Origin of the sequence: Herbiconiux daphne, from assembly GCF_024979295.1 — a bacterium.
Lineage (GTDB): Bacteria > Actinomycetota > Actinomycetes > Actinomycetales > Microbacteriaceae > Herbiconiux > Herbiconiux daphnes.
Genome location: NZ_JANLCJ010000003.1, coordinates 376,808 through 402,378, shown reverse-complemented (window position 1 = coordinate 402,378; position 25,571 = coordinate 376,808). Strand labels below are relative to the sequence as shown.

Below are 25,571 nucleotides of genomic sequence, written 5' to 3'. Positions count from 1 at the left end.
TTACGGCACCGTCCCGGCCGCTCCGCACGTTCGGCGCCCGTCGCGCACCAGCCCAGAGCGAACACCGCAGGGCGCCTCCGCCCGTTGTCGGCGGCGCCCGCTAGCGTGGTGCCCGTGCCACACGGATCCGCCCTCGAACTCGACGCCTCGGCCGGCGCCGTGCCTCCTGCGGGGCGCGTTTCGACCGGGCCCGACTCGTCGGCGCCGTCGCAGGGCGGGCTCGACCCCGAGCAGCGGTCGATCCTCGACCGGGGGCCCGAGCAATCCTTCGCGGTGATCGGCGCCCCGGGCACCGGCAAGACCCACGCGCTGCTCGAACTCGTGGCCGATCGCGTCGAGCGCTTCGGCCTCGCGCCCGAGAGCATCCTGGTGCTCACGCCGACCCGGCAGAGTGCGACGCGACTGCGCGACCGGGTGGCGCTGCGGCTCGGCATCCCGAGCAACGGTCCGCTCGCCCGCACGCCCACGTCGGCCGCCTTCGAGCTGGTGCGCCAGAACGCCGTGGCGACCGGCCGGCCCGTGGCCCTGCTCACCGGCGCCGAACAAGACCGGGTCATCGCCGACCTGATCGAGGGCGCGATCGACGACGCCGCCGAGGGCAGACCGGCGGTGCGCTGGCCCGATGAGCTGCCGCCCGAGGTGCGACGGCTGAAGGCGTTCCGCACCGAACTGCGCGAGCTCATGATGCGGGCCACCGAGAACGGCGTCTCCGCCGAGGCGCTCGAAGCACTGGGCCACCGGCACGAAGTGGCCGAGTGGGTCTCGGCAGCGGCGTTCGTCAGAGACTACCGGGCGGCCATCGAGGGCTTCGAGGCGGCGCGGCTCGACTCGGCCGAGATCCTGGCCGAGGGGCGCCGCCTCGTGCGCACGGGCGGCGGCCTGAGCGGAGTGCGGCTCGTGGTGGTCGACGACTTCCACGACCTGCCGGTCGGCGCCCTCACCCTCGTTCGCGAGCTCGCGCGACGGGGCACCGCGGTGGTCGCCTTCGGCGATCCGGATGCCGCCACCGCGGGTTTCCGCGGCACCGACGTGCGGGCGCTCGGGCAGCTCTCCCGGGCTCTCGGTGTGCCGACGGCACCGCCGGTCGTGCTGCGCACCTCTTATCGGCAGCGCGGCGCCCTGCGCGACTTCACCCGACGGGTCACCGAACGCATCGGCACCGCTGCCGCCGGCTCGCAGCGCGACACCCGCGACGCCCTCGAGGCCCCCGGCGGGGAGGCTCGCGGGTCAGCGGTCTCGGCGGGCGCGATGGGCGCGGCGCCAGTGCAGGGTGCCGCGGCCGACCCCGACAGCAAGACTTCGCGTCGTGCCGAACCCGGCCGCGACACGTCGCGTCGTGCCGAACCCGGCCGCGAGGCGCCGCGTCGTGCCGAACCGGGCCAGGTGCTCACCATCCAGGCCGATTCGCGGGCCGCCGAGATCTCCACCATCGCGCGCCTGCTGCGCGAGCGCCACCTGCTGCACGACACCGACTGGTCGCGCATGGCCGTCGTGGTGCGGTCAGGCGCCCTGGTGCCCGCGTTCGCCCGGGGCCTCGCGCTCGCCGAGGTGCCGACGCGCACGCTGTCGGCCGTGCAGGCACTGCGCGACGACTACGCCGCCCGGCATCTGGTCGAGGCGGTCGCACTCGCGATCGGCCGGCTCGAGTTCACCCCCGAAGCGCTCCAGTCCGTCATCCTCGGCCCGCTCGGCGGCATCGACGCCGTGGGGCTCCGCCGCCTGCGCCTGGCGCTGCGCCACGACGAACTAGCCGCCGGCGGGTCGCGGCACGCCGACGAACTGCTGCGCGAAGCCGTTCTCACGCCCGGCGTGCTGGCCGTGATCGACTCCGCCCCCGCTCGGCGGGTCGCGGCCCTCGGGGTCACCCTGCAGAAGCTCGCACAGAGCCACGCCGATGGCGCGACCATCGAAGAACTGCTCTGGGAACTCTGGCAGCGCACCGGCCTCGCGAAGCGCTGGGGCGACCTCGCCAGCGGATCGGGCATCGTCGCCGACGAGGCGAACCGCAACCTCGACGGCGCGGTCGCGCTGTTCACCTCGGCGAAGCGTTCGGTCGAACGCGAGCCCGAGCGGCCCGCGGCACTGTTCATCGACGAATTCCTCACGGCCGAGGTGCCCGAAGACACGCTGTCACCCCGGTCACGCAGCGGTTCGGTGCTCGTCACCACCCCCACGGGCGCCGTGGGCATCGACGTCGAGGTCGTGGTGGTCGCCGTCCTGCAGGAGTCGGTGTGGCCGAACCTGCGCCAGCGCGGCTCACTCCTGCACGCGCAGACGCTCAGCGCCCTGGCCGAGGCGGGCGGCGCCGCTGTGGCTGCGCCCGGTGGCGTCTCGGTCGAGGTCGACCTGACGCTGTCCGCGGCCGGTGGCGCAGCCACCGACCCGGATCGCGCCGCGAGGGAACGCGACGGCGTCGAGGCGCACCTCGGCGGGCCCTCTGCCGTGTCCGCCCCGCGCACCGGTCTGCCCGCCGATGACACCCGCGCCGACGTGCTGGCCGACGAGCTGCGCATGTTCGCCCTCGCCGTGTCGCGCTCCACCGAGCTCACCGTGCTGAGCTGCGTGGCGAACGACGACGAGCAGCCCTCGGCCTTCTTCGGGCTGGCACCGGATGCCGGCCCGGTGCGTGTGGTGCGGCATCCGCTCACCCTGCGCGGCACCACCGGCTATCTGCGCCGCCGCCTCACCGAAGAGGGCGACCAGCGCGCCGCCGCCGCCCTCGCGCGACTTGCCGCCGAGGGCGTGCCGGGCGCGCACCCGGCCGAGTGGTACGGCCTGCTCGCCGCGTCGACCGACGAGCCCGTCGTCGACCCCGACGACCCCGACGCCGTGGTGCGCGTCTCGCCCTCGCGCATCGAGGCCTTCGAGAGCTCGCCGCTGATCTGGTTCATCGACCAGGTCGCCGGCGGATCGAAGGGGCTCGCGGCCGGCATCGGCACCATCGTGCACTCGGTGATGGAGCAGGTCTCCGCCGATCCCGACGCCGATCTCACCAGCGACGAGCTCTGGAACGCGTCGCAGCAGCGCTGGCAGGAACTGCGCTTCGAGGCGCCCTGGATCGAAGAGCGCGAGAAGCGCGCGCTGCGCACCAAGTTCGACGGGCTGAGTGCCTATCTGCGCAGCTTCGCGGCGTCGCAGCACGAGCTGGTGGGCGCCGAGGCGACGTTCGGCTTTCGCCAGGGGCGCGCCGAGGTGAACGGCTCGATCGACCGCATCGAGCGGCGCGCCGACGGCACCGTGGTGGTGATCGACCTCAAGACCGGCAAATACCCGGCGTCGGCCCGCGACCTGCCGCGGCACGCCCAGCTCGCGACCTACCAGCTGGCCGTGAAGTCGGGTGCGGTCGAGGGCTTCGCTCCGGATGCCGCGGCCACCGCCTCGGGCGGAGCCGCCCTGCTCTACGTGGCCAAGGGCGAGCGCGGGCTGCGGTTCACGGTGCGGGCGCAGGATCCCCTCGACGACGACGCCCTGGCCGACATCGCCGATCGCATCGAGAAAGTGGCCGAGGGTATGGCCGCGGCGACCTTCCCGGGCGTCGCCGACCCCGAGGAGCGCGACTTCCAGAACAACTACGACTACCGCATCCAGTTGATCAAGGCGGTGTCCGAGTGACCGACGCGCTGTTCGACCTCGACGACCTCGACGACCCCCGCGCATTCGAGCGGTTCGAGCGCCCAGCTCGGAGACCTGGCTCGAGCGAACACGCACATGCACACGAAAACGATGACGCCGATGACTTCGGCGACTTCGGCGAAGCCACGAGCGCGAACACGGGCCAGGCCGCCGGCCCGAGCACCGGCCCGGGAGCCTCGACGGGCTCGCGCCCGGTCGCACCCTTCCCGCGCGCCGCCGGGCGCATCTCGGCCATCGAGATCGCCGAACGCCTCGACCTGCCCCGGCCCACCGATCAGCAGCGCGCCGTGATCGAGGCGCCGCTCGATCCGCGCATCGTGGTCGCGGGCGCCGGCAGCGGCAAGACCGAGACGATGGCCAACCGGGTCGTGTGGCTGATCGCGAACGGCCTGGTCGCCGTGCCCGAGGTTCTCGGTCTCACCTTCACCCGCAAGGCTGCCGGCGAACTGGCCGAGCGCATCCGCACGCGCCTGCAGCAGCTGGTGCAGGCCGATTTCGCGCACGTCGCCTTCGACCCCTTCGACGCGCCGTCCATCGCGACCTACAACGCCTTCGCGAACAGCATCTTCCGCGAGAACGCAGTGGTCATCGGCCGCGAGAGCGAGGCCGCCGTGCTGAGCGAGGCGTCGGCGTGGCAGCTCGCCCGCAAGGTCGTGGTGTCGAGCGCCGACCCGCGTCTGCTCGAGGTCGAGAAATCGGTCGACGTGGTGACGTCGGCGGTGCTGTCGCTGAGCCGCGCACTGGCCGACAACGTGATCACGTCGGCGGGCGTCAGTGCCTATGCCGAGCGGTTCCTGCAGCTCGGCGAACTTCCGCTCGGATCCGCCCGGCTCAAGGGCGTTCCCGGCGACCTCGCGAAGGCGCTCGGCAACGTGGCGGCCCTTCCGCTGTTGCTCGACCTCGCCGACGCCTATGCGGCCGAGAAGATCCGGCGCGGCTACGTCGAGTACTCCGACCAGATCGCGCTCGCCCTCGCGATCGTCGAGGGCACCCCGCGCGTGGTCGACGACTACCGCGACCGCTTCCGGGTCGTGCTGCTCGACGAATACCAAGACACTTCCGTGGTGCAGACCCGGCTGCTGTCAGCCCTGTTCCGCGGCCAGGCGGTGATGGCGGTCGGCGACCCGCACCAGTCGATCTACGGATGGCGCGGCGCGAGTGCTGCGAACCTCGCCCGCTTCTCGGCCGACTTCGCCCCGGCGCAGCGCGACGTTGCCGCCGAGCCCGACCGTGCCGCGCTGTCAGGCCTCGCGGCGCAGCCCCACCTCCCGGCTCCCTCCGCGGCGCCCGACCCGGGGCATCCGTTCGCCCTCTCGACCAGCTGGCGCAACCCGAGCCTCGTGCTCGACGCGGCGAACACGCTGGTGGCCCCGCTCACGGCGACCGCGGGTGTTCCGGTCGAGCGCCTCGGTCCGCGGCCGGGAGTCATCCGGGGGAGTCTCGACGTGTCCTTCAGCGAGACCGTCAGCGACGAGGCCCGGGAGGTCGCCGTCTGGCTCGAGGCGCAGCTGAGCGTGCGCGACACCGAGGGCCGTCGCCGCTCGGCCGCGCTGCTCTGCCGCTCGGTGAAGAAGATCGAGCCGTTCACCGCGGCGCTCGAGGCGCGGGGCATCCCCTATCACGTGCTCGGCATCGGCGGCCTGCTCGGGCAGCCGGCCGTCGCCGACCTGGTCTCGACCTTGCGCGTGCTCTACTACCCGACGGCCGGGCCCGACCTCGTGCGCGTGCTCGGCGGCGCGCGCTGGCGCATCGGAACGAAAGACCTCGTCGCGCTGCGCTCACTGGCCTCGTGGATCTCTCAGCGCGACCACCGCTTCCAGAAGCTCGACGGGGCAGTCGCCGGCCAGCTGCGCAGCTCGGTCGTGGCCGACGAAGACCGCTCGATCATCGACGCCCTCGACTTTCTCGCCACCGCGTCGCCCGGCCACACGGCGGTGGCGGGGTTCAGCGACGTCGGTCTCGAGCGCCTCACGGCGGCGGCCCGGCAGTTCGCCTCGCTGCGCACGCGCGCCGGTCTCGGTCTCGTCGACTTCGTCGACCTCGTGCAGCAGCAACTGCTGCTCGACATCGAGGTGCTGGCGAGCCCCCACGCCACCGCCGGGCGGGCCAGCCTCGACGCGTTCGAGGAGCAGCTGACGTCGTTCCTCGCGCTCGATCCCACCGCGGGTCTCGGCGACTTCCTCTCCTGGCTCGAGGAGGCCGAGAAGCGCGACCGGCTCGAGCCGCGCACCGAAGAGCCCGAGCCGGGCACCGTGCAGATCCTCACCATCCACGGTGCGAAAGGGCTGGAGTGGGATGTCGTGGCGATTCCGCGCATGGTCGAGAGCGAGCTGCCCGGCGACCCGCGATCCAACCTCGGCTGGCTCTCGTTCGGGGAGCTCCCGTTCGACTTCCGCGGGGATGCCGCCGAGCTGCCGTCACTGGCGTGGCGCTCGATCGAGGCGCAGTGCGACTTCAAGCCCGCTCTCGACGCGTTCAAGGCGGCGAACGCCGACCACTACGCCGCCGAGCAGCGCCGCCTGATCTACGTCGCGGTCACGAGGGCCCGGGTGAACCTGCTGCTGTCGGGCTCGTTCTGGACCACGGGCGTCAAGAAGGTGCGCGGCCCCGGCCTCTATCTACGCGAACTCGAAGCCGCGGGGGTCATCGGCACGGGCTTGCTTCCCGCAGTCTCGGCGTTCGACGAGAACCCGCTCGCCGAGTCGGAGAACTGGACCACCTGGCCGAGAGACCCATTGGGCTCGCGTCGGCCTCGCGTGGCCGCGGCGGCGCAGGCGGTGCTCGCGGCCGACCCGGCCATGGCCACTCCCTACGACCACGACATCGAGTTACTGCTGGCCGAGCGTGCCGCCCTGCGGGGCGAACGGATGCTCGATGTGCCCGTTCGCATCCCGGCCTCGCGTTTCAAGGACTACGTGGCCGACCCCCAGGCGGTCGTGCGCGCCCTGCAGCGCCCGATGCCCGAGCGTCCGTTCCGCCAGACCCGGCTCGGCACGCGGTTCCATAGCTGGGTCGAGGAGCGGTTCCGCCAGGCCGGCGGGTCGGAACTCGTCGATCTGGCCTTCGTGGCGGGGGAGAGCCTCGACCTCTTCGACGACGAGCTCGAACCGTTCGACGACGAGTTCGAGCCCTTCGGCGACCGACTCGATCCCCTCGGGCTCGATGAGGAGGGGGTCGGGTCACTCGAGACCGCGGCCGACGACCTCGCCGACGACCTCGATCGGCCCACGACCTCAGCCGCGACCGCGCCCACAACCGCGGCCGCGCCCACGACCGACGTCGACGAGGACCGCCGGTTCGCCCAGCTCGTCGCGACCTTCGAGGCCTCGGAGTTCGCCGGTCGCCGTGCCGAGGAGGTCGAGGTCGAGATCCACCTCGTGCTCGCCGGCCGCGTCGTGGTGTGCAAGATCGACGCGATCTTCGCCGACGGAGACACCTTCACGGTGGTCGACTGGAAGACCGGAAAAGCTCCGGTCGACGCTGCCGATCTCGAACTGAAGCAGCTGCAGCTCGCCCTCTACCGCCTCGCCTACGCGCGGTGGAAGGGCATCGACGTCGACCGGGTCGACGCGGCCTTCTACTTCGTCGCCGACGACGAGGTGGTGCGCCCCGAGCGGTTGTTCAGCGAAGACGAGCTCGTCGCCCTGCTTCGGGAATCGATGCTCTGACCGGCATCCGGCGACCCGCATCCGGCATCCCCACGCCGGGCCGTAGGCCGCCGCAGCCGTCAGTCTTCGGCGATGCGGTTCGCGTGCTCGGTGCGGCTGTCGCCCCCGCGGCCAGGAACCGGGGTGCGGTCGAGCATCGCCTCGACGTCTTCGACGGCCATGATCTGGCCGGTGTCGGTCGACAACGGGTTGAGCAGGTCGTTCTGAACCGTGGCGCTCAGGCTGCCGAGCATCGCCTCGGCGTCGGCGATGACCGACTGGTCACGGATGTCGACACCGTGCAGCAGCCAGCGGGCGATCTCGAGCTCGGCGTAGAGCCGCGCACGCTTGCGCAGCTGCCGGTCGGCCGGGCGCGAGACGGAGTGCTCGTAGGCGGCGTAGACGCGATCGGCGCTCTCGGCGCTCGACGCGGAGTTGAGCCAGAAGAGGTCGAGGGCCGGATCGCCGACGCGCAGGTTCTGCCAGCCGAGGATGCCGGTGACCTGCTGATCGACGAGCAGGAACGACTCGGGGGCGAGCGCACCGTTGACCACGGTGGGCTGGAACTGCCAGAGCGCGCTGTCTTCGAGGGCGAGCGACCAGCGGGTGAGCAGCTCTTTGGGCACCTTGCCCGACGCGGCGGCGCGGTCGGCCAGCTTGCGCGAGGTCGCCGCGATCTGGGTGGCCGTGTTGGTGGCCAGCCCCGCGTCGGAGACGACGGAGGTGGGCAGCGAGTGCACCGCCGCGATGGCCCGGCCGATCGAGTCGGAGGCGCTGTTCTCGCCCCCGATGTCGTCGAGCGCACCGGGCAACCCCTGGATGTAGTCGTAGACCACCGCGCGTGTCTCGCCGATCGGCGCCTGCCCGACGTAGGAGGGGATGTGGAAGGGCAGCCGCGACCGCACCCCCGGGGTCAGGGCGTTGAGCGCCACGAGGTCGCGCGACTGCTCCGATTCGGCGTCGCTGGAGACGGGAACACGCACCACGTACTCCTCGCCGGAGCGCAGCGTCACGACCGCGGCGTCGAAGCGCCCGTTGGTCGCGCTGGTGAGCGCGCGGGTCGTGACGATGTCGGCGCCCGAGACGGCGGAGGTCGCGAGCGCGGCTAGAGTGAGGTGGGATCTCGCCATGTCTCTAGGGTAGGGCGGGTCCTGTCCGGCCACGGCTTTCGCCACGCACGATTGGGCAACCATGTCACGCGCTTTCCAGTCAACGCTGCCGCTGTCACGACACCGGATCGACCGCGATCATGTCAGCCGCGCCGACACCGCCCTGCTCGACGCACGCTGGGCGGGCTCCGAGGCGCGGGTGCTCGTGCTGCACCGCGGCCAGGCCCTCGCCACCCGGGGCGCCAACCCTGCCGACTACGACGGCTTCGGCCCGGCGCCGACGGTGCGGGTGCATCCGGAACTCGATCTTCGCTCACCCCGCGACCTGCCCGCTCTCGTGCTCGAGCAGCTTCAAGGGGAGGGCGGCATCCGCCTCTATCTCGGCTTCTCGCTCGACGACTCGGCCGCACTGCCGCAGAACACCCCCCTGTTCGCGATCTCGGTGACGGATGCCGCCGCCGCAGCCCTTGAGACCGCGACATCGAGCTGGCTCAACCTGCGCATGGTGGCCTCCGACCTCGACGACGTGAGCGCCGGAGCCTTCACCGAAGCGCTCGCCGTCACCAACTGGCACACCACCCACACGCACTGCCCGCGTTGCGGTGCCCCGACCACCGTCGAGAGCGGCGGCTGGGTGCGCCGGTGCACGGTGGAGGACATCGAGCTCTTCCCGCGCACCGACCCCGCGGTGATCGTGGGCATCGTCGACCACGACGACCGCATCCTGCTCGGCTCGAACGCGCTGTGGGAGAACAACCGCTACTCGCTGCTCGCGGGCTTCGTGGAGCCGGGGGAGTCGCTCGAGGCGGCCGCCATCCGCGAGATCGGCGAGGAGTCGGGGGTCGTGATCGACGACCCGCACTACGTCGGCTCGCAGCCGTGGCCGTTCCCGGCCTCGCTCATGGTGGGCTTCATGGCGACGGTCTCCGAGGCGCATCCGGCCGGACTGCGGCCCGACGGCGACGAGATCCTCGACCTGCGGTGGTTCAGTCGAGCCGAGATCGCCGATCCGGCGACCGACGTGCTGCTGCCCGGGCACGCCTCGATCGCCCGTGCGATCATCGAACGGTGGTTCGGGGGCCCGCTGCCGGAACCGGAGGACGGATGACCGAGCCTTCCGCCGACGATATGCTGACGGCCCTCGACCCCCAGCAGCGCGTCGCCGCGAGGTCGCTGCTCGGGCCGGTGTGCATTCTCGCCGGAGCCGGAACCGGCAAGACGAGGGCGATCACGCACCGCATCGCCTACGGTGTGGCGACCGGCGTCTACTCGCCGAACCGCGTGATGGCGCTCACCTTCACGTCTCGTGCCGCCGCCGAGCTGCGCACGCGACTGCGGCCGCTCGGTGCCGGGGGAGTGGCGGCCCGGACGTTCCACTCGGCCGCGCTGGCGCAGCTCAACTACTTCTGGCCGCAGGTCATCGGCGGCGAGGCGCCGAAGATCATCGACAACAAGGCGAAGGCGATCGCTCACACCGCCGAGCTGCTGCGCCTGCGCGTCGACACGGCGACGCTTCGCGACATCGCCGCCGAGATCGAGTGGCGCAAGGTCTCGAACATCAGCATCGCCGACTACGCCCTCAAGGCCCGCACGGCGCGCACGATGCCGTCGACGATCTCGGTCGAGCAGATGATCGCGCTGCACGAGGGCTACGAGAAGCTCAAAGACGAACGCCGTCAGCTCGACTTCGAAGACGTGCTGCTGGCCACGGCGGGCATGATCGAGATCGAGCCGTCGGTCGCCATCCAGGTGCGCGAGCAATACCGGTTCTTCATGGTCGACGAGTACCAGGACGTGTCGCCGCTGCAGCACCACCTGCTGCTGCAGTGGCTGGGCGACCGGCGCGACCTGTGCGTGGTCGGCGACGCGAGCCAGACCATCTACTCGTTCGCCGGCGCGAGCGCCGACTACCTGCTCGACTTCGAGCGCCGCCACACCGACACCACCGTCGTGACGCTCGAACAGAACTACCGGTCGACGCCCCAGATCATCGCGGTGGCGAATCGGCTCATGCGCGGGCGCCCGGGCGCCCTCACGCTGCACGCCGCCAAACCCGACCTCGACGACGAGCCGTCAGCGACCGCCCCCGCGAGCCCGGGCTCGAACGCCGATCAGCAGGGCTCCGCCACCGCCGGCACGACTACCGAGGGCGTCGAACCGCGCCTGACCGCCTACGCGAGCGACCTCGCCGAGGCGGACGGCGTCGCTCGCGAGATCGCCGAGCTCGTCGCGTCGGGCGTGGAACCGCAGCACATCGCCCTGCTCTACCGCACCAACTCGCAGTCGGCGGTGCTCGAGCAGGCGCTCGCGGCCGCCGGCATCAGCTACCAGCTGCGCGGAGCCACCCGCTTCTTCGACCAGCCCGACGTGAAGCGCGCGGTGATGGAACTGCGCGCGGCCTCGGTGTCGATCGTCGACGAACCCCTTTTCAAATCGGTCAGCGACGTGCTGCGCACCCGCGGCTGGTCGCAAGACCCTCCCGAAGGCGTGGGCGCCGTGCGCGACCGCTGGGAAGCGCTCAACGCCCTGATGGGTCTCGCCGAGAGCATGCCGCAGGGCAGCACGTTTCGCCAGTTCACCGACGAGCTCATGGAGCGGCAGTCGTCGCAGCACGAACCGACCGTGCGCGCGGTGACGCTCGCCACCCTGCACTCGGCGAAAGGCCTCGAGTGGCCCGTCGTGTTCATCGTCGGCGTCGCCGAGGGTCTGCTGCCGATCAGCTACGCCACCGGCTTCGAGGGCATCGACGAAGAGCGGCGCCTGCTCTACGTGGGCATCACCCGCGCTCGCGAACGGCTCGGGCTGTCGTGGGCGGCGGTCGGCACTCGGCGGGGTGGGGCCCGACAGCCGTCGCGCTTTCTCGAGGAGAGCGGCATCCGCACAACGGATGCCGCCGCACCCGCTCGACCGTGATCGCGTGACCGGGCAACCCCGGTCGTCGCACGCGCACGGCATGGGTCGTCCACACGCCATCGCCGGAACCCGGGGATGCTGTCGCGAAGAACTCCGTCGCCACCCGCCCGACCGTCGCAGCGGCCGTGGCGACCCCGAGCGCGTCGGCTGACGGCGCCGGGCGCACCACCGCCTGGCAGGCGATCGCCACCCAAGCCGGGTCGAGATCGATCCGATGGTGCTCGAGACAGGCCGCGCACGGTCCGGCGGGCGGCGACACCACCGGCCCCACCCGCACCGATCGATCGCCGAACTCCACCAGCAGATGCGGCACGTCGTCGCGCAACCACACCGCCGCCCGCCGCGGCGACGTCGCGTAGTGCGACACGATCACCGCCAGATCGGGTCGCCGCCCGACGGCGGCACCCGCGCTCCTATCGGCGCCGCCGGCGTCGGGCACATCGCCATCGCCTGCACCTCCACCACCGGGCGCACCACCGCCCAAACCGCCCACCACCACCGCGCCGAGCTGCCGCAGCAGCGCCTCGATCGCCTCGGCACCCGGCCCGCACCCGTCGAGCGCGATCAGCCGCCCGTCGAGCCCGGCTGCCGGAGCGGTGTCGCCGAGCACCCCGGCGAGGCCGGTGAGCAGCTCGTCGACCTCGGCCTCACCCACGCCCCGGTTCGCCGCGAACGTCGACAGGAGCGGCCGCGAGACCCCGCGGGCCAGCACGTCGAGCAGGAGCTCCAGCGGTGGCGACAGCGACCCGAGCCGGGCCACCGCCGCCTCGACGCCGAACTGAACCGACGTCGGCGTGCGCCACACCATGGGGTGATCGGGATTGAGTCGCAGAACCATGCCCGCATCCTGCCCGAGCGATCACCCCCGGAGCGGGTTATCCACAGCTCTAGGGCGCGGGAGGCTGCTCGCCGTCGTCTTTCGACTGCTCCTCGCGCAGAAGATCTTCGAGCGCCTGATCCATCTCGTCGGGCTCTGGCGCGCCCGCGGTCAGGCGCGCGATCAGAGCAGCCGGGTCATCGAGGTCGTCGGAGGTGGGAACGACGTCGGGGTGCGACCACAGGGCGTCGCGCTGCTCCTGGCCCACGGCATCCGTCACCGCCTGCCACATCGCGGCGGCGTCGCGCAGCCGCCGGGGCCGCAGCTCGAGCCCGATCAGAGCGCCGAACGCCGACTCCGCCGGGCCGCCCGTCGCGCGACGACGGCGCACCGTCTCGGCGATGGCGTTCCATCGGGGCAGTCGCGTCGACGCCTGGGCGGTCACGACATCGACCCAGCCCTCGATCAGGGCGAGCGTGGTCTCGAGGCGCGCGAGGGCGTGCAGCTGCTGCTCGGTCTTCGGCGGGATGAGCGCCCCGCTCGCCATGGCGTTGCGCAGCTCTTCGGGGTCGCTCGGGTCGAAGCTCTCGGCCAGCTGCTCGAGCCGGTCGGTGTCGATCGCGATGCCCTTGGCGAACTCCGTGATCGACGAGATGACGTGCAGCCGCAGCCAGCGCGCGTGCCGGAACAGACGCGCGTGCGCCAGCTCCCGGATGGCCAGGTAGAGCTGCACCTCGTCGATCGGGATGTCGAGACCCTCGCCGAACTCGGCCACGTTCTGCGGCACGAGCGCGGCCTGACCCTCTTCGAGCAGCGGGATGCCGACGTCGCCGCCCGACACGACCTCTTGCGAGAGCTGGCCCACGATCTGGCCGAGCTGCATGGCGAACAGGGTGCCGCCGAGGTTGCGCATCAGCTGGCTGGCACCGGCGAGCATGCCCGACATCTCTTCGGGCGCCTGATCGCGCAGCACGTCGGTGAGCGCGTCGGAGATGCTGACGGCGACCGGCTCGGCCAACTGCGTCCACACCGGCACCGTCGCGGTGGCCCACTCCTTGCGGGTCAGTAGTCGCGGCGCCACGGCCGAATCGGAGAGCGCCGTCACCTCGTCGAGCCAGAGGGATGCCACGTGCAGCGCCTGATCGAGCGCGGCACGCGTCTGGTCGGTGATGCTGAGGCTCGTCTTGCCGGCGATCTCCTCGGCCTGGGTGCGCGCGGCATCCCAGTTCACGCCGTCGGTCGACGCCTGCATGGCGTTCTGCAGCTGCGCCATCAGCTGCGACACGGCCGCTGGGTCGGAGGGGAGCCCGGCCGCGCTCGCCAGCTTCGACGGATCGATGTCGGAGTTGCCGGACAGGAACGCGCGCAGCATGTCGCGGAACTCGTCCTCGGGTTCGTCGCGGGGCTCGTCGCTCACGATGTGTCCTTCCTCGTCAGACGACCCACGGTGCTGGGCGGAGATCGTTGCTCTCCGGAACTTCCATGCGGGCTGTCAGATTGTGTTTCTACGCTAACTCGTGGCCCGCCGCCCAGGCTGGGTTTTCCCATAAGCTTGAGCGCCGAGCCGTGCGCCCGTGGCGAACATCCGGATGCCGGTCGTGCGCGCCCGTTGCCTGCTACTCGTCGCGCCCCGCCGCCAGACCCCCACCGGGAGAGGATTCCGTGAGCCTGTTCGAACCCGAGGAGCGCCCTCGAGCGTCGCGACGAGTGCGAACCGGGTGGACCGTGCTGGTGCTCGCCCTCGTGCTCGGCCTCGTGATGAGCTTTCTGCCCGCTCCCTACGTCATCGAGCAACCCGGGCCGGTCTACAACACCCTCGGCACCCAGGAGCAGGGCGGAAAAGACGTTCCGCTCATCTCGATCTCGGGCGCCGAGACCTACCCCACCGACGGTTCGCTCGACCTGCTGACCGTCTCGGTGCGCGGCACCCGCGAGCAGCGCCCCTCCTGGGCCGAGATCGCCGCCTCGTGGTTCGACTCGAGCCGGGCCGTGTTGCCGATCGACAGCATCTACCCGCCCCAGATCACCACCGACCAGCGCAACGAGCAGAACGCCGCGCTCATGGTCAACAGCCAGCAGGAGGCCATCGCGGCCGCCCTGACCGACCTCGACATCGCCTACACGACCAACGTCGCGGTGGGAGCCGTCGACCCCGAAGGGCCCTCCAACGACGTTCTCGTGTCGGGCGACGTGATCGTGTCGGTCAACGGCACGAGTGCGACCGACATCGACGAACTGCGGGCGGCGCTCGCCGCCAACGGCACCGACGCCCCCGCGGCCGTGGCCGTGCGGCACGCCGACGGGTCGGAGGAGACCTTCCAGATCACCCCGATCATCTCGGAGCAGACGGATGCCCCGGCCATCGGCATCACCGTCGGCTACAGCTACGACTTTCCGTTCGACATCGACATCCAGCTCGACGACGTCGGCGGCCCGAGCGCCGGCATGATGTTCGCGCTCGGCATCATCGACACCCTCACCCCGGGCGAGCTCAACGGCGGCCAGAACGTCGCGGGCACCGGCACCATCGACGCGGCGGGCGATGTGGGCGCCATCGGCGGCATCCGGCAGAAGCTCTACGGAGCGAAGGATGCCGGCGCCACCTGGTTCCTCGCGCCGGCATCGAACTGCAACGAGGTGGTCGGTCACGTGCCCGACGGTCTGACCGTGTTCGCGGTCTCGACCCTCTCCGACTCGATCGCCGCTCTCGACGCCATCGCGGCGGGCTCCGACACCTCCGCGCTGCCCATCTGCGAGACGGTTCCCGCCACCCCGTGACACCCGGCGGGCGCACGGGCACCCGCCAGGGTGTTCCCAGCGACCCGCACCTAGGCTTGCGTTGTCTAGGATTGACGCACCGCACCACCCCGCAAGCACAGAGGCACACGTGACTTCCCAAACAGCAGAGAAGCCCGCACGACGCTCGAGAGTGACTCTCGCGATCGCGATCGCGATCGTCGTCGTGCTCGCCATACTCTTCTTCGTCTTCTCCACCCTCTACACCGAGATCCTCTGGTACGACCAGCTCGGGTTCTTGAGTGTGCTGACCACCCAGTGGGTGGCCGGCGCGGTGATGTTCTTCGTGGGCTTCCTCGCGATGGCGGTGCCGGTCTGGGCGTCGATCGAGATCGCGTTCCGCTGGCGGCCGGTCTACGCCAAGCTCAACTCGCAGCTCGACCGCTATCAGCAGGTCATCGAGCCGCTGCGCCGCCTGGCCACCTTCGGCGTTCCCGCCGTGTTGGGCCTCTTCGCCGGCGTGGCCACGGCTTCGCGCTGGCAGCTCACCCTGCAATACCTGAACCGCACCGCGTTCGGCCAGACCGATCCGCAGTTCGGCCTCGACATCTCGTTCTACATCTACGACCTGCCCTTCTGGCGCGGCGTCGTCGGTTTCGCCTCCGCGGTCGTCATCGTTGCGGGCCTCGCGGGCATCGCCACGAGCTACCTCTACGGCGCCATCCGGTTCAGCCAGCGTGAGGTGCGCATCTCGAAGATCGCGCGCATCCAGATGGCGGTGACCGCGGCCCTCTACCTGCTGCTGCAGGCGGTCAGCATCTGGCTCGACCAGTACGCCACGCTCGCCAACAGTTCGGGCCTCATCACGGGTGCCTCCTACTCCGACGTCAACGCCACCATTCCCGGGCTCCAGATCCTCGCCGGCATCGCCGCGATCGTGGCCGTGCTGTTCATCGTCGCCGCCGTCATCGGCCGCTGGCGCCTTCCCATCATCGGCACCGCCCTGCTCATCGTCAGTGCGCTCATCCTGGGTTCGCTCGCGCCGTGGGTGGTTCAGCGCTTCCAGGTCGACCCGAGCGAGCGCACGCTCGAGCAGGAGTACATCCAGCGCAACATCGACATGACCCGAGACGCCTACGACGTCGCCGACGTCGAAGAGACGCCCTACGACGCCACCACCACCGCCGAGCAGGGCGCGCTGCGCAACGACGCCGCCACCACCACGAACATCCGCATCCTCGACCCGGCGCTCGTGACGAAGTCGTTCCAGCAGCTGCAGCAGTTCCGGCAGTACTACCAGTTCCCCGACCACCTCGACGTCGACCGCTACAGCATCGACGGCCAGGTTCAGGATGCCGTGGTCACCGTGCGCGACATCAACATCGACGCGCTGGGCTCGTCGGCCACCTGGTACAACCAGACCGTCGTCTACACCCACGGCTACGGCGTCGTGGCGGCCTACGGCAACCAGCGCTCCGCCGACGGCCAGCCCGTGTTCATCGAGTCGGGCATCCCGTCGGTCGGCCAGCTCGGCGACTTCGAGCCGCGCATCTACTTCGGTGAAGACAGCCCGCCCTACTCGATCGTCGGCGGCCCCGAGGGCACGTCGAAGATCGAGCTCGACTACCCGTCGGGCGAAGACGGCGCCTCGCAGACCTACACCACGTTCGAGGGCGACGGCGGGCCGAAGCTCGACAACATCTTCAAGCGGCTCGTCTATGCGCTGAAGTTCCAGTCGGAGCAGATCTTCCTCTCCGACGCGGTGAACGACGACTCGCAGATCCTCTACGACCGCGATCCCGCGCAGCGCGTGTCGAAGGTGGCGCCCTACCTCACGATCGACTCCGACCCCTACCCGTCGGTGGTCGACGGGCACGTGGTCTGGGTGGTCGACGGCTACACGACCTCCACCAACTACCCCTACTCGAAGGTGCAGTCGCTCAGCGAGACAATCGCCGACACCTACACCCCGTCGCCGGCCTACCCGGTCGACGACATCAACTACATCCGCAACTCGGTCAAGGCCACGGTCGACGCCTACGACGGCAAGGTCACGCTCTACGCCTGGGACGACAAAGACCCCATCCTGCAGACCTGGCAGAAGATCTTCCCGTCGACCGTCAAGCCGATCAGCGACATGTCGGGCGACCTGATGAGCCACGTGCGCTACCCGGCCGACCTGTTCAAGGTGCAGCGCTCGATCCTCGGGCAGTACCACGTGACGGATGCCGGTTCCTTCTACTCGCAGGAAGACGCCTGGACCACGCCGAATGACCCCACCTCGCCCTCGACGAGCCCGACGCTGCAGCCGCCCTACTACCTGACGCTGCAGATGCCGACGCAGACCGATCCGTCGTATTCGCTCTACTCGACCTTCATCCCGCTCTCGCAGCAGGGGGAGGCCACGCGGAGCGTGCTCACGGGCTACCTCGCCGTCGACTCGAATGCGGGTGACGCGGAGGGCACGAAGTCCGACGATTACGGCAAGTTGCGCCTGCTCGCCCTGCCGAAAGACGACACGGTGCCCGGCCCCGGCCAGGTGCAGAACAGCTTCTCGTCAGACCCGGGGGTGAGCTCTGCGCTCAACCTGCTGCGTCAGGGTGAGAGCCAGGTGATCAGCGGAAACCTGCTGACCCTGCCGGTCGGTGGCGGGTTGCTCTACGTGCAGCCGGTCTACGTGCAGTCGCGTGGTGAGACCAGCTTCCCGCTGCTGCAGAAGGTGCTGGTGTCGTTCGGCAACAAGATCGCGTTCGAGAGCACTCTCGACGCGGCCCTCGACTCGCTGTTCGGCGGTGACTCGGGTGCGCCCGCGGGCGACGGCGACGTCACGCCCGACGACGGCGGTGGCCAGACCACGACTCCGCCCGACACCGGAGACACGCCCGACACCGGGTCGACCAACCCCACCGGCGACGCCGAGGTGATGTCGGCTCTCGCCGCCGCGCAGCAGGCGCTCACCGACCGTGACGCCGCCATGGCCGCGGGTGACTGGACGGCCTACGGCGAAGCCGACAAGCGCCTGAAAGACGCCATTGCCCAAGCGATCGCCGCGTCGGAGAATTAAGGCATCTCGTCATAACGGGCAATATTCTGCCCCTAGAGCTGGCTTTCGGCGATAAAGTGCAGGATAATGCCCGTATGGCTGTGGTGAGCGCGGAGACGACCGAGGAATTCGAGCAACGGCTGGGAGGCCGCATCCGTTCGCTGCGCCTGTCGCGCAATCTCGATCAGTCGACCGTGGCGTCGAAGGCGGGCGTGAGTCTGCGCACGATCAAGAATCTCGAGGCCGGCCGGGGGTCGAGCGTGGCGACTCTCGTGCGCGTGGTGCGAGCTCTGGGGCGGGGCGACTGGTTCGACGCGCTCGAGCCCGCGGTGTCGGTCAGCCCGCTGCGGATGCTGGCGCAGGAGCGTCGCGACGCCTCGCCACAGCGGGCGTCGCGGTCAAGGGCGACCCGGCCGGTCGAGGGCGCGCCCGAAGCGGACCGGTCGGGCGCGATCTCGGGCGCGGCGTCGACCGGCGACGGGGAGGCGCGCTGATGGCCTTCGCCGCCGTGTCGGTGATCGAGGTGCGCGCCTGGGACCGGCTCGTGGGCGCGCTCGCGCTCGACTCCGGAACGGGCTACTTCGCGTTCGAATACGACCCGGACTGGGTCGACGGGGGAGTCGAACTGGCGCCGCTCAGCACGCCGCTGGAGCGCCGCGTGCGGGTCTACACGGGCCTGCCCGAGCCGACGTTCCACCGGTTGCCGCCGTTCATCGCCGACGCGCTGCCCGACGACTTCGGCAACGCCCTCGTCACGGCCTACCTCGCGTCGAACGGTGTCGAGCGCAGTTCGATCACCGCGCTCGACCGGCTCGCCTACCTCGGGCATCGGGGCATGGGGGCGCTGGAGTTCAGGCCCACCCGCGGGCCCCAGCGCCGCAAGCCCACCGCGCTCGAGCTCTCCGACCTCGTCGTCGGAGCCCGAAGCGCCCTGTCGGGCCGCATCGAGGGCGACCGGGAGGCGGCGGCGGCGCTGGCGAACCTGATCCAGGTCGGCACGTCGGCGGGTGGCGCCCGTGCCAAGGCGATCATCGCGTGGAACCCGGCCAGCGGCGAGGTGCGGTCGGGCCAGTTGCCCGCCGAAGACGGATTCGAGCAGTGGATGATCAAGCTCGACGGCGTGGGGCGCGACACCGAGCTCGGCAGCAGCGCGGGCTACGGGCGCATCGAATACGCCTACTACCTGATGGCCACGGCGGCGGGCATCGAGATGTCGACCTCGCGACTGCTCGAGGAGAACGGTCGCGCCCACTTCATGACCAAGCGGTTCGAGCGGCGTGAGCCGGGAGGCACCTCGGCCGCGGCATCCGGAGGCCGTCGAAGCGAGGGCAAGGTGCACATGCAGACCCTCTGCGCCATGGGCGAGCTCGACTACAAGCAGCGGGCCACGCACGACTACGCGCAGTACTTCCAGGTGATCGACGCCCTCGGGCTCGATGAAACGCAGCGCACCGAAGCCTTCCGGCGGATGGTGTTCAACGTGCTCGCGCGCAACTGCGACGACCACACGAAGAACTTCGCTTTTCTGCTCGACCCGCCCGAGAGCGGTGGGGTGTGGCGCCTCGCCCCGGCCTACGACGTGACCTACGCGTTCAACCCGTCGGGGCAGTGGACCTACCAGCACCTCATGTCGGTGAACGGATCGTTCGCCGACATCGGGCGCGCCGACCTGCTGGCCGTGGCCGACCGGTTCCAGATCGCCGACCGGTTCGACGTGATCACGCAGGTCGCTGACGCGATCGCGAGGTGGCCCGAGTTCGCCGAGCAGGCGGGGCTCACGGCCGACGACGTCGATCGCATCCGGCAATCGTTCCCGGCGCTGTGATCACGAGCCCGCGAAACTCGTGCTAGAGTAAATTCTTGTGCCGCGGGGTGGAGCAGTTCGGTAGCTCGCTGGGCTCATAACCCAGAGGTCGCAGGTTCAAATCCTGTCCCCGCAACGAAAACGCAGGCGGGCCTCAGTCGAAAGACTGGGGCCCGCTTCTTTTTTCCCCTGACGCCTTCGGCGACAGCCACCGTTCGAGTACCCTCGATTCGAAGAGTTTCCCTGGGTACGAGGGGGTCGAGTCGCATGGTGGCCATTGCTCCTCGTCGGGTGCTCGCGGCGATCACCCTGCTGGTGGTCGGCGGTCTCGTCGCCTCGTGCACCGGTGCGACGCCGGCGTCCTCGCCTTCATCGTCCGCGAGCGTCTCCTCGACCGTCGAACCGAATGACGGGGCCACGGTCGACGAGTTCTCACCGCTCGTCGTCTCGACGGTCGTGGGGGATCCGATTCCCGTTCGCGGCACGGATGACCTTTACCACGTGGTCTACGAGTTGGAGGTGCTCAACGCGTCGCCGCGGCCGGCGCGGATCGACAGTGTCGTGTCGTCGGCCGGCGGTGACGAGATCGCATCGCTCCGGGGCGACGAGGTCGTCGCCCGCACGATTCCCATCGGTGATTACCCGTTCCCGCCGGAGGCCGTGTCACAGATTCCTGCCGGCACGACCGCCGTGATTCTCATGGACACGACCTTCGCGTCGCTCGCAGACGTGCCCGAACAGATCGAGCAGACGATCAGCGCGACCTTCGGAGACGTGCGAGAAGGTCAGGCGAACTACGCCCACCTCTTTCCCACGGAGGCCGTCGCTCGAGCTGTGACGCCGGTCGGTTCGGGGCATCCGGTGGTCGTCGGTCCGCCGCTGGAGGGGTCGGATTGGGTTGCCGTCAACGCCTGCTGCACCCTGTCGCCGCACCGCGGTTCGATGATCCCGATCGGCGGGCGGATCAACGCCTCCGAACGGTACGCCATCGACTGGTCACGATTCGACCTCACGCGTCCGCTCGTCGAGAACGGTGCGCAATCGACTTTCTCGGGCGACCCGACCGACAACGCCGACTACTTCACCTACGATCAACCGGTCCTGGCCGTCGGTGACGGCGAAGTCGCGGCCGTCGTGGATGATCTTCCGGATGCCGAGCCCCACGTTCTTCAGGAGGATCTGCCGTTGAACGACTACGGCGGCAATCACGTCGTGCTCAAACTGTCCGAGGGCGTCTACGCGTTCTACGCGCACCTCAAGCCCGGCTCGACAACGGTCGAGGTCGGAGACCGGGTGGAGCTCGGTGACGAGATCGCGCGAACGGGCAACAGCGGCAACACCACGGAATCCCATCTGCATTTCCACGTCATGGACGGTGTGGCGCCGCTCACCTCCACGAACCTGCCGTTCGAGATCAGCTCGTTCGAGATGATCGGCACGGGTAGCGACGACGGCAGCGAGTTCATCCGCGATGAGGGTGCGCGCGAGAGCGAACTCCCGCTCATCCTGTCGGCGATCGGCTTCCCAGAATAGGGCACGCCCTCGTCGATCCTGGGTCTGGGTGAACAGTGGGCGACGAGGCCCGCCGGGCGATTGACGCGGCGCCCGGCGGCTGCGCACACTCGATGCGTGGACGACGCATCCCTCATCCTGCGGCGCACGGGGATCGCCTGCCTCGCCGTGGCGATCGTGCTGTTCTTCGGGGGCTTGCTGGTGTTCGCCGGCGGGCTCGACGCGGCGCTGATCGCCATGGTCTTCGGCTTCGGCGGCTTCGTTCTCGGCATCGGGTTTCTCGCGGCAGCACGTCGCGCCTGAGTTCGTCGGCCTGTCAGTGGCCGCCCGTCAGCGGCCGCCCGTTAGCCGCCGCCCGTCAGTGGGCGTTCTTGATGGTGAAGTACGAGCCGCGGATGGTGCCCGCCAGCTTCGACTTCTGACGGGCGAACTTGAAGCGCGAGGCGAGTTCTTCGGGAACCTCCATGCCGTCGGAGAGCTTGAAGCCCACCGCGCGCTTGCCCGCGTCGTCGAGCGCGTAGAGCACGTTGATCGACAGCCCGCTCTGATAGAAGACGTAGGCCCAGCGGGTGCCCTCGACCTCGAACTCGGTGGCCTCCAGCGCGGGTGACGCGATCACGATGTCGCGTTCGTCTTTCAGGATGCCGGTCACCCAGTCGATCGTCTCGGCGGCCTCGTTCGCGGGCTCGACGGTGAAGACGTGGTCGTACTTGTTCTTGAAGTAGCGCGCCTCGTTCGCGCGGAGCCCGGCGAGGGCGTCGACGACCGGCGACGACTCCAGCCCGACCGGCGAGACGTTGGTGAAGTCCACGACATACGACATCTGGTGCATTCCTCTCACATCCCGCGGGTGCGGTGATGTGTCAAATGTAGTGACCGGCGCGAACGGGCACTTCTCGAAAACTGCTCGATCCCCGGGCGGGGTGCCCGGCATCCGTTCAAATCCCGGTTCCGCGCGCGTCACTCCCCGTTCACCCGGCGCCGACAGGGTGAAGCGCGTGCTCACCCCTGTCTCGCGCCCGTTCGCCCTCACGGCCGGTTCGGCTCTCGTTCTCGCCGGGCTCTTCGCGGTTCCGGCCGCCGCATCCGCCGCGTCCGATCCCGCCGCATCCGCCACCGCCGCCTCCGCCACCGGTCAGGTGCGCATCACCGAGTGGGAGTACAACGGCTCGGAGTTCGTCGAATTCACCAACCTCGACCAGCAGGCGATCGACCTCACCGGCTGGTCGTTCTCCGACAGCGGTGCCGAGCCCGGAGACGTCGACCTCAGCGCAGCCGGCACGGTGCAGCCGGGGGCGTCGTTCGTGCTGAGCGAGGCATCCGCCGCCGACTTCCGCAGTGAGTGGGGACTCGCCTCGACCGTCGTCGTGATCGGCGACAACACCACCAACCTCGGTCGCGCCGACGCGATCAACCTTTACGACAGCACCGACGCCCTGGTCGACACGCTGACCTACGACGACCAGTCCGGCGCCGGCCCGCGCACCTCGGCCGCGAGCGCGTGGCCGTCGACCGAAGCCGCCCTCGGCGCCGACAGCGCCGCGGACTGGACCCTCTCCACCGCGGGCGACATCGAAGGCAGCTGGACCTCGGCCTCGGGCTACGTGGGGTCGCCCGGTGTGAGCCGCTTCGGCCAGGCCGGCCCGGGCGACCCCGGCGACGGTTCGGACGCGTGGAAGTCGATCAGGCTCAACGAGGTCACTTCCGCCAACGACGACCCCACCCACGACGGCTACGAACTCGTCAACACGGGCGACACGGATGTCGACGTGGCCGACTGGCAGCAGGCCGACAGCAGCAGCAACCCGGCGCCGGTCGAGGCTCCGAACGGCACCGTCGTTCCCGCGCACGGCTACCTCGTGCTGCTGTCGAACCAGGGCCTCAGCTCCGACGGCGACTCGGTGAAGCTCTACCTGGCCGACGGCTCCACCATCGTCGACTCGGTCGGCTGGGGCGCGAACGACGCCCAGCCGGGCTCGTGGTCGCGCTGCGGCGACGCCACGGGCGCCTGGGCGCACACCGCCGCCACGAGCTGGGGCGCGTCGAACGCCGGGGCCTGCGCCGGCGAGATCATTCCGCCGAGAGACCCGGGCAACGGCGGCGAGGTCGACTGCCAGACCGAGGGCGCCTCGGGCAGCGGCCCGGCGATCGCCGGCGGCATCGCCTGGCCCGGAAGCCAGGACTGGGTCGTCTCCGACAACGAGTGCCAGTTCGTCACGCCGCTCTCGGGGCAGGATGTCTCGGGGCTCGACATCGACCCGACCGATCCCGATGTGATGTGGGCGGTCAAGAACAAGAGCCACGTCTACCGCCTCGTGAAGAGCGGCGACCTGTGGGTGCCCGACACCGCCGACGGCTGGAGCGCGGGCAAAGACATCGTGTTCCCCTCCGGCGGTGGCCAGCCCGACTCCGAGGGCATCACCGTGGGCCCCGACGGCATGCTCTACATCACCACCGAGCGCGACAACGCCGCGAGCGGGGTGCCGCTGGAGAGCGTGCTGCGCTACGACCCCACCGCGGCCGGTGCCACCCTGCAGCCGACCGCCCAGTGGGTTCTGACTGCCGACCTCGCCGACGTCATCAGCACCACGGGCGGCGCCGACTCCAACCTCGGGTTCGAGGGCATCACCTGGGTGCCCGACTCCTACCTCACCGCGAACGCCTTCGTCGACCAGAGCACCGGCGCAGCCTACGACCCGGCCGACTACCCGGGCCACGGCACCGGACTGTTCTTCACCGCCCTGGAGAAGAACGGCCACCTCTACGCCTACGCGCTGAATGGCGACGGCTCGTTCCACCGCGTCGCCGCGGTCGAGACCGGTCTGCCGATGATCCAGGACACGCAGTGGGATGCCGACGCGCAGCGCGTCTGGGCGGTGGCCGACAACACCTCGGCCGGCTCGACCGTGCTGCTCGGCCTGGATGCCGACGGGGCCTTCGCGGTCGACCGCGTCTACAACCGGCCCACTGGATTGCCCGACTACAACCTCGAGGGCTTCGCCGTCGCGCCGAGCTCGACCTGTGTCGACGGGGTGAAAGAGGTCATCCGCTCCGATGACGGCAACAACGGCGGCCACTCGCTCTGGTCGGGAACCGTCGCCTGCGACCTCGCCCTCGGCTCCCAGGGCCCGACGCCTCCCGGCGCGCAGACCCCGACGGGCCCGGGTGGCGCCTCCACGCCGGCGGTGCTCGCGGCTACCGGCGCCGACCCGCTCTCAGGTCTCGCCGTCGGCGCGCTGCTGCTGCTGGCCGGCGTGGCACCGATGGTGCTGCTGCGTCACCGCGACCGCACGCGCAACCGTCGCGAGGTGTGAGGCATAAATGCCGCGGGTGTCGGCGCTCTGGTTGTGCGCGCATCGGGTCGGTACGCATGAGGTGTGAGTTCTGACGGATCGGATGCGTCGCGGATGCTGGGCGCCCGCATCCGCGACGAGCGGCAACGGCTGGCGCTCAACCAGATGGATCTCGCCGAACTCGCCGATCTGCACTTCACGAACCTCGGCAAGATCGAACGCGGCCAGGCCAACCCCACCCTGCACACCATCGTGCGCATCGCCGCAGCCCTCAACCTCAACCCCGCGGAGCTGGTCGACGGGCTCTCGGCCGACCAGTTGCCCCAACGGTCGCACGGCGTGACGGCGGCCGACTTGATCCGGGCCCGGGAGGCCGCAGCCCGCGCCGACCCTGCCTAGGCTGGAGGCATGCGTTCACCGGGAAGCACGGTCGTGGTGCTCGTCGGCGCCGTCACCGACGACATCGTGCGCGCCCTCGGCCGGCTGCCCAACGTGCAGGCCGTGCGCCTGACCGGCGACGACACCGATGGCGCCCCGAGCGTTCGCGAACTGCTCGGATCGGCCTCCCGACCCTTTCTCGTGCACGATCTCGATCCACTCCAGAACGTGGCCGCGGCCTGGATCGCGTTCTTCGCCGACCCGTCGACCCGCGGCGTGCTGCGGATCGAGATCGAGTCGGCGCTCACGGCGTTCGCGGCCGGGGAGGCCGTTCTGCCCGACTACTACCTCGTGCTCGACCCCGAGCACCTCGAGCCCGCCGAGAGCCAGTGGTGGCTCGGCGTGCTCGCAGCGGTGGCGCCGAGCCGCGTCATCCCGGTCGAGCCGAGAACGGCGGCGGTGCAGCGGGCGCTGGGCGCACTTCCGACCGGCCGCGCCTGGCCCGACCCGGCCGGTTGGCTGCGCGAACTGCACCTGCAAGTGCCCGACCGCGCGGGCCTGCTGTGACGCCGAGCGGAATTTCCGGACCCGCTCGGCACTTGCACCAAACGACACCGTGGAGCATTCACCCACCGAGAAGTGGTGCAATGGATGCATCCCGCGAACGACCCGCACCTGAAACTCCG

Annotated in this window: 16 protein-coding genes and 1 tRNA gene; 14 read left to right on the top strand and 3 right to left on the bottom strand. The window is 70.3% G+C overall.

All coding sequences use genetic code 11. The features are described 5' to 3' along the window. Nucleotides 1–114: 114 nt before the first annotated feature. Together N1032_RS10600 and N1032_RS10595 are read left to right on the top strand one after the other, a co-directional pair. Nucleotides 115–3,612, top strand: a complete 3,498-nt coding sequence (locus tag N1032_RS10600; protein WP_259539034.1) for a PD-(D/E)XK nuclease family protein — start codon at nucleotides 115–117, stop codon at nucleotides 3,610–3,612. After that, nucleotides 3,609–7,301 carry an ATP-dependent DNA helicase gene (locus N1032_RS10595; RefSeq protein ID WP_259539033.1) on the top strand — a complete coding sequence of 1,231 codons (3,693 nt, stop codon included), beginning with the start codon at nucleotides 3,609–3,611 and terminating at the stop codon, nucleotides 7,299–7,301. Before N1032_RS10600 ends, N1032_RS10595 begins: the two co-directional genes overlap by 4 nt. 59 nt (nucleotides 7,302–7,360) lie before the next feature. On the opposite strand, the gene N1032_RS10590 is transcribed toward N1032_RS10595, so the two are convergent. After that, nucleotides 7,361–8,410 carry a phosphotransferase gene (locus N1032_RS10590; protein ID WP_259539032.1) on the bottom strand — a complete coding sequence of 350 codons (1,050 nt, stop codon included), beginning with the start codon at nucleotides 8,408–8,410 and terminating at the stop codon, nucleotides 7,361–7,363. A 61-nt stretch (nucleotides 8,411–8,471) separates the two neighbouring features. On the opposite strand from N1032_RS10590, the gene nudC reads away from it, so the two are divergent. Next, on the top strand, nucleotides 8,472–9,497 hold the full coding sequence (gene nudC / locus N1032_RS10585; protein ID WP_259539031.1) for an NAD(+) diphosphatase: 1,026 nt from the start codon (nucleotides 8,472–8,474) through the stop codon (nucleotides 9,495–9,497). Continuing rightward, nucleotides 9,494–11,302 carry an ATP-dependent helicase gene (locus N1032_RS10580; protein ID WP_259539030.1) on the top strand — a complete coding sequence of 603 codons (1,809 nt, stop codon included), beginning with the start codon at nucleotides 9,494–9,496 and terminating at the stop codon, nucleotides 11,300–11,302. Before nudC ends, N1032_RS10580 begins: the two co-directional genes overlap by 4 nt. Before the next feature lie 887 nt (nucleotides 11,303–12,189). On the opposite strand, the gene N1032_RS10575 is transcribed toward N1032_RS10580, so the two are convergent. Further along, nucleotides 12,190–13,536, bottom strand: a complete 1,347-nt coding sequence (locus N1032_RS10575) for a zinc-dependent metalloprotease (RefSeq protein ID WP_259539029.1) — start codon at nucleotides 13,534–13,536, stop codon at nucleotides 12,190–12,192. 245 nt (nucleotides 13,537–13,781) lie between these two features. On the opposite strand from N1032_RS10575, the gene N1032_RS10570 reads away from it, so the two are divergent. The 7 genes from N1032_RS10570 to N1032_RS10540 all read left to right on the top strand — a co-directional run bounded on the left by N1032_RS10570 (nucleotide 13,782) and on the right by N1032_RS10540 (nucleotide 21,517). Continuing rightward, the gene (locus N1032_RS10570) at nucleotides 13,782–14,897 is read left to right on the top strand and encodes a YlbL family protein (protein ID WP_259539028.1); all 1,116 of its coding nucleotides are present in this window, start codon (nucleotides 13,782–13,784) and stop codon (nucleotides 14,895–14,897) included. Between the two features lie 151 nt (nucleotides 14,898–15,048). Continuing rightward, the gene (locus tag N1032_RS10565; protein WP_259539027.1) at nucleotides 15,049–17,919 is read left to right on the top strand and encodes a UPF0182 family membrane protein; all 2,871 of its coding nucleotides are present in this window, start codon (nucleotides 15,049–15,051) and stop codon (nucleotides 17,917–17,919) included. A gap of 74 nt (nucleotides 17,920–17,993) precedes the next feature. Then, the gene (locus N1032_RS10560; RefSeq protein WP_259539026.1) at nucleotides 17,994–18,392 is read left to right on the top strand and encodes a helix-turn-helix domain-containing protein; all 399 of its coding nucleotides are present in this window, start codon (nucleotides 17,994–17,996) and stop codon (nucleotides 18,390–18,392) included. Continuing rightward, nucleotides 18,392–19,723 carry a type II toxin-antitoxin system HipA family toxin gene (locus tag N1032_RS10555; RefSeq protein WP_259539025.1) on the top strand — a complete coding sequence of 444 codons (1,332 nt, stop codon included), beginning with the start codon at nucleotides 18,392–18,394 and terminating at the stop codon, nucleotides 19,721–19,723. The genes N1032_RS10560 and N1032_RS10555 overlap by 1 nt, the downstream gene beginning before the upstream one ends. A gap of 41 nt (nucleotides 19,724–19,764) precedes the next feature. After that, a tRNA-Met gene (locus tag N1032_RS10550) sits at nucleotides 19,765–19,838 on the top strand. A gap of 131 nt (nucleotides 19,839–19,969) precedes the next feature. Beyond that, entirely contained in the window at nucleotides 19,970–21,235 is a 1,266-nt protein-coding gene (locus N1032_RS10545; protein WP_259539024.1) for a M23 family metallopeptidase, read from the top strand. A gap of 96 nt (nucleotides 21,236–21,331) precedes the next feature. Beyond that, on the top strand, nucleotides 21,332–21,517 hold the full coding sequence (locus tag N1032_RS10540) for a hypothetical protein (RefSeq protein WP_259539023.1): 186 nt from the start codon (nucleotides 21,332–21,334) through the stop codon (nucleotides 21,515–21,517). Nucleotides 21,518–21,572: 55 nt separating this feature from the next. On the opposite strand, the gene N1032_RS10535 is transcribed toward N1032_RS10540, so the two are convergent. Further along, entirely contained in the window at nucleotides 21,573–22,037 is a 465-nt protein-coding gene (locus N1032_RS10535; protein ID WP_259539022.1) for a phage tail protein, read from the bottom strand. Nucleotides 22,038–22,212: 175 nt separating this feature from the next. Between N1032_RS10535 and N1032_RS10530 the strand changes: the two genes are divergently transcribed. The 3 genes from N1032_RS10530 to N1032_RS10520 all read left to right on the top strand — a co-directional run bounded on the left by N1032_RS10530 (nucleotide 22,213) and on the right by N1032_RS10520 (nucleotide 25,452). Beyond that, a complete protein-coding gene (locus tag N1032_RS10530) occupies nucleotides 22,213–24,528 on the top strand; it encodes a lamin tail domain-containing protein (RefSeq protein WP_259539021.1) in 2,316 nt (771 codons plus the stop codon). Nucleotides 24,529–24,591: 63 nt separating this feature from the next. After that, entirely contained in the window at nucleotides 24,592–24,906 is a 315-nt protein-coding gene (locus N1032_RS10525; RefSeq protein WP_259539020.1) for a helix-turn-helix domain-containing protein, read from the top strand. A 9-nt stretch (nucleotides 24,907–24,915) separates the two neighbouring features. Then, complete coding sequence (locus N1032_RS10520; RefSeq protein WP_259539019.1) at nucleotides 24,916–25,452, top strand: hypothetical protein; 537 nt, start codon at nucleotides 24,916–24,918, stop codon at nucleotides 25,450–25,452. Nucleotides 25,453–25,571 lie beyond the last annotated feature (119 nt).

What these genes read in the sequence shown, in the direction of transcription:
- N1032_RS10590 (WP_259539032.1), bottom strand. Translation starts at nt 8,410, where the DNA reads ATGGCGAGATCCCACCTCACTCTAGCCGCGCTCGCGACCTCCGCCGTC.
- N1032_RS10555 (WP_259539025.1), top strand. Translation starts at nt 18,392, where the DNA reads ATGGCCTTCGCCGCCGTGTCGGTGATCGAGGTGCGCGCCTGGGACCGG.
- nudC (WP_259539031.1), top strand. Translation starts at nt 8,472, where the DNA reads ATGTCACGCGCTTTCCAGTCAACGCTGCCGCTGTCACGACACCGGATC.
- N1032_RS10580 (WP_259539030.1), top strand. Translation starts at nt 9,494, where the DNA reads ATGACCGAGCCTTCCGCCGACGATATGCTGACGGCCCTCGACCCCCAG.
- N1032_RS10535 (WP_259539022.1), bottom strand. Translation starts at nt 22,037, where the DNA reads ATGTCGTATGTCGTGGACTTCACCAACGTCTCGCCGGTCGGGCTGGAG.
- N1032_RS10545 (WP_259539024.1), top strand. Translation starts at nt 19,970, where the DNA reads ATGGTGGCCATTGCTCCTCGTCGGGTGCTCGCGGCGATCACCCTGCTG.
- N1032_RS10560 (WP_259539026.1), top strand. Translation starts at nt 17,994, where the DNA reads ATGGCTGTGGTGAGCGCGGAGACGACCGAGGAATTCGAGCAACGGCTG.
- N1032_RS10520 (WP_259539019.1), top strand. Translation starts at nt 24,916, where the DNA reads ATGCGTTCACCGGGAAGCACGGTCGTGGTGCTCGTCGGCGCCGTCACC.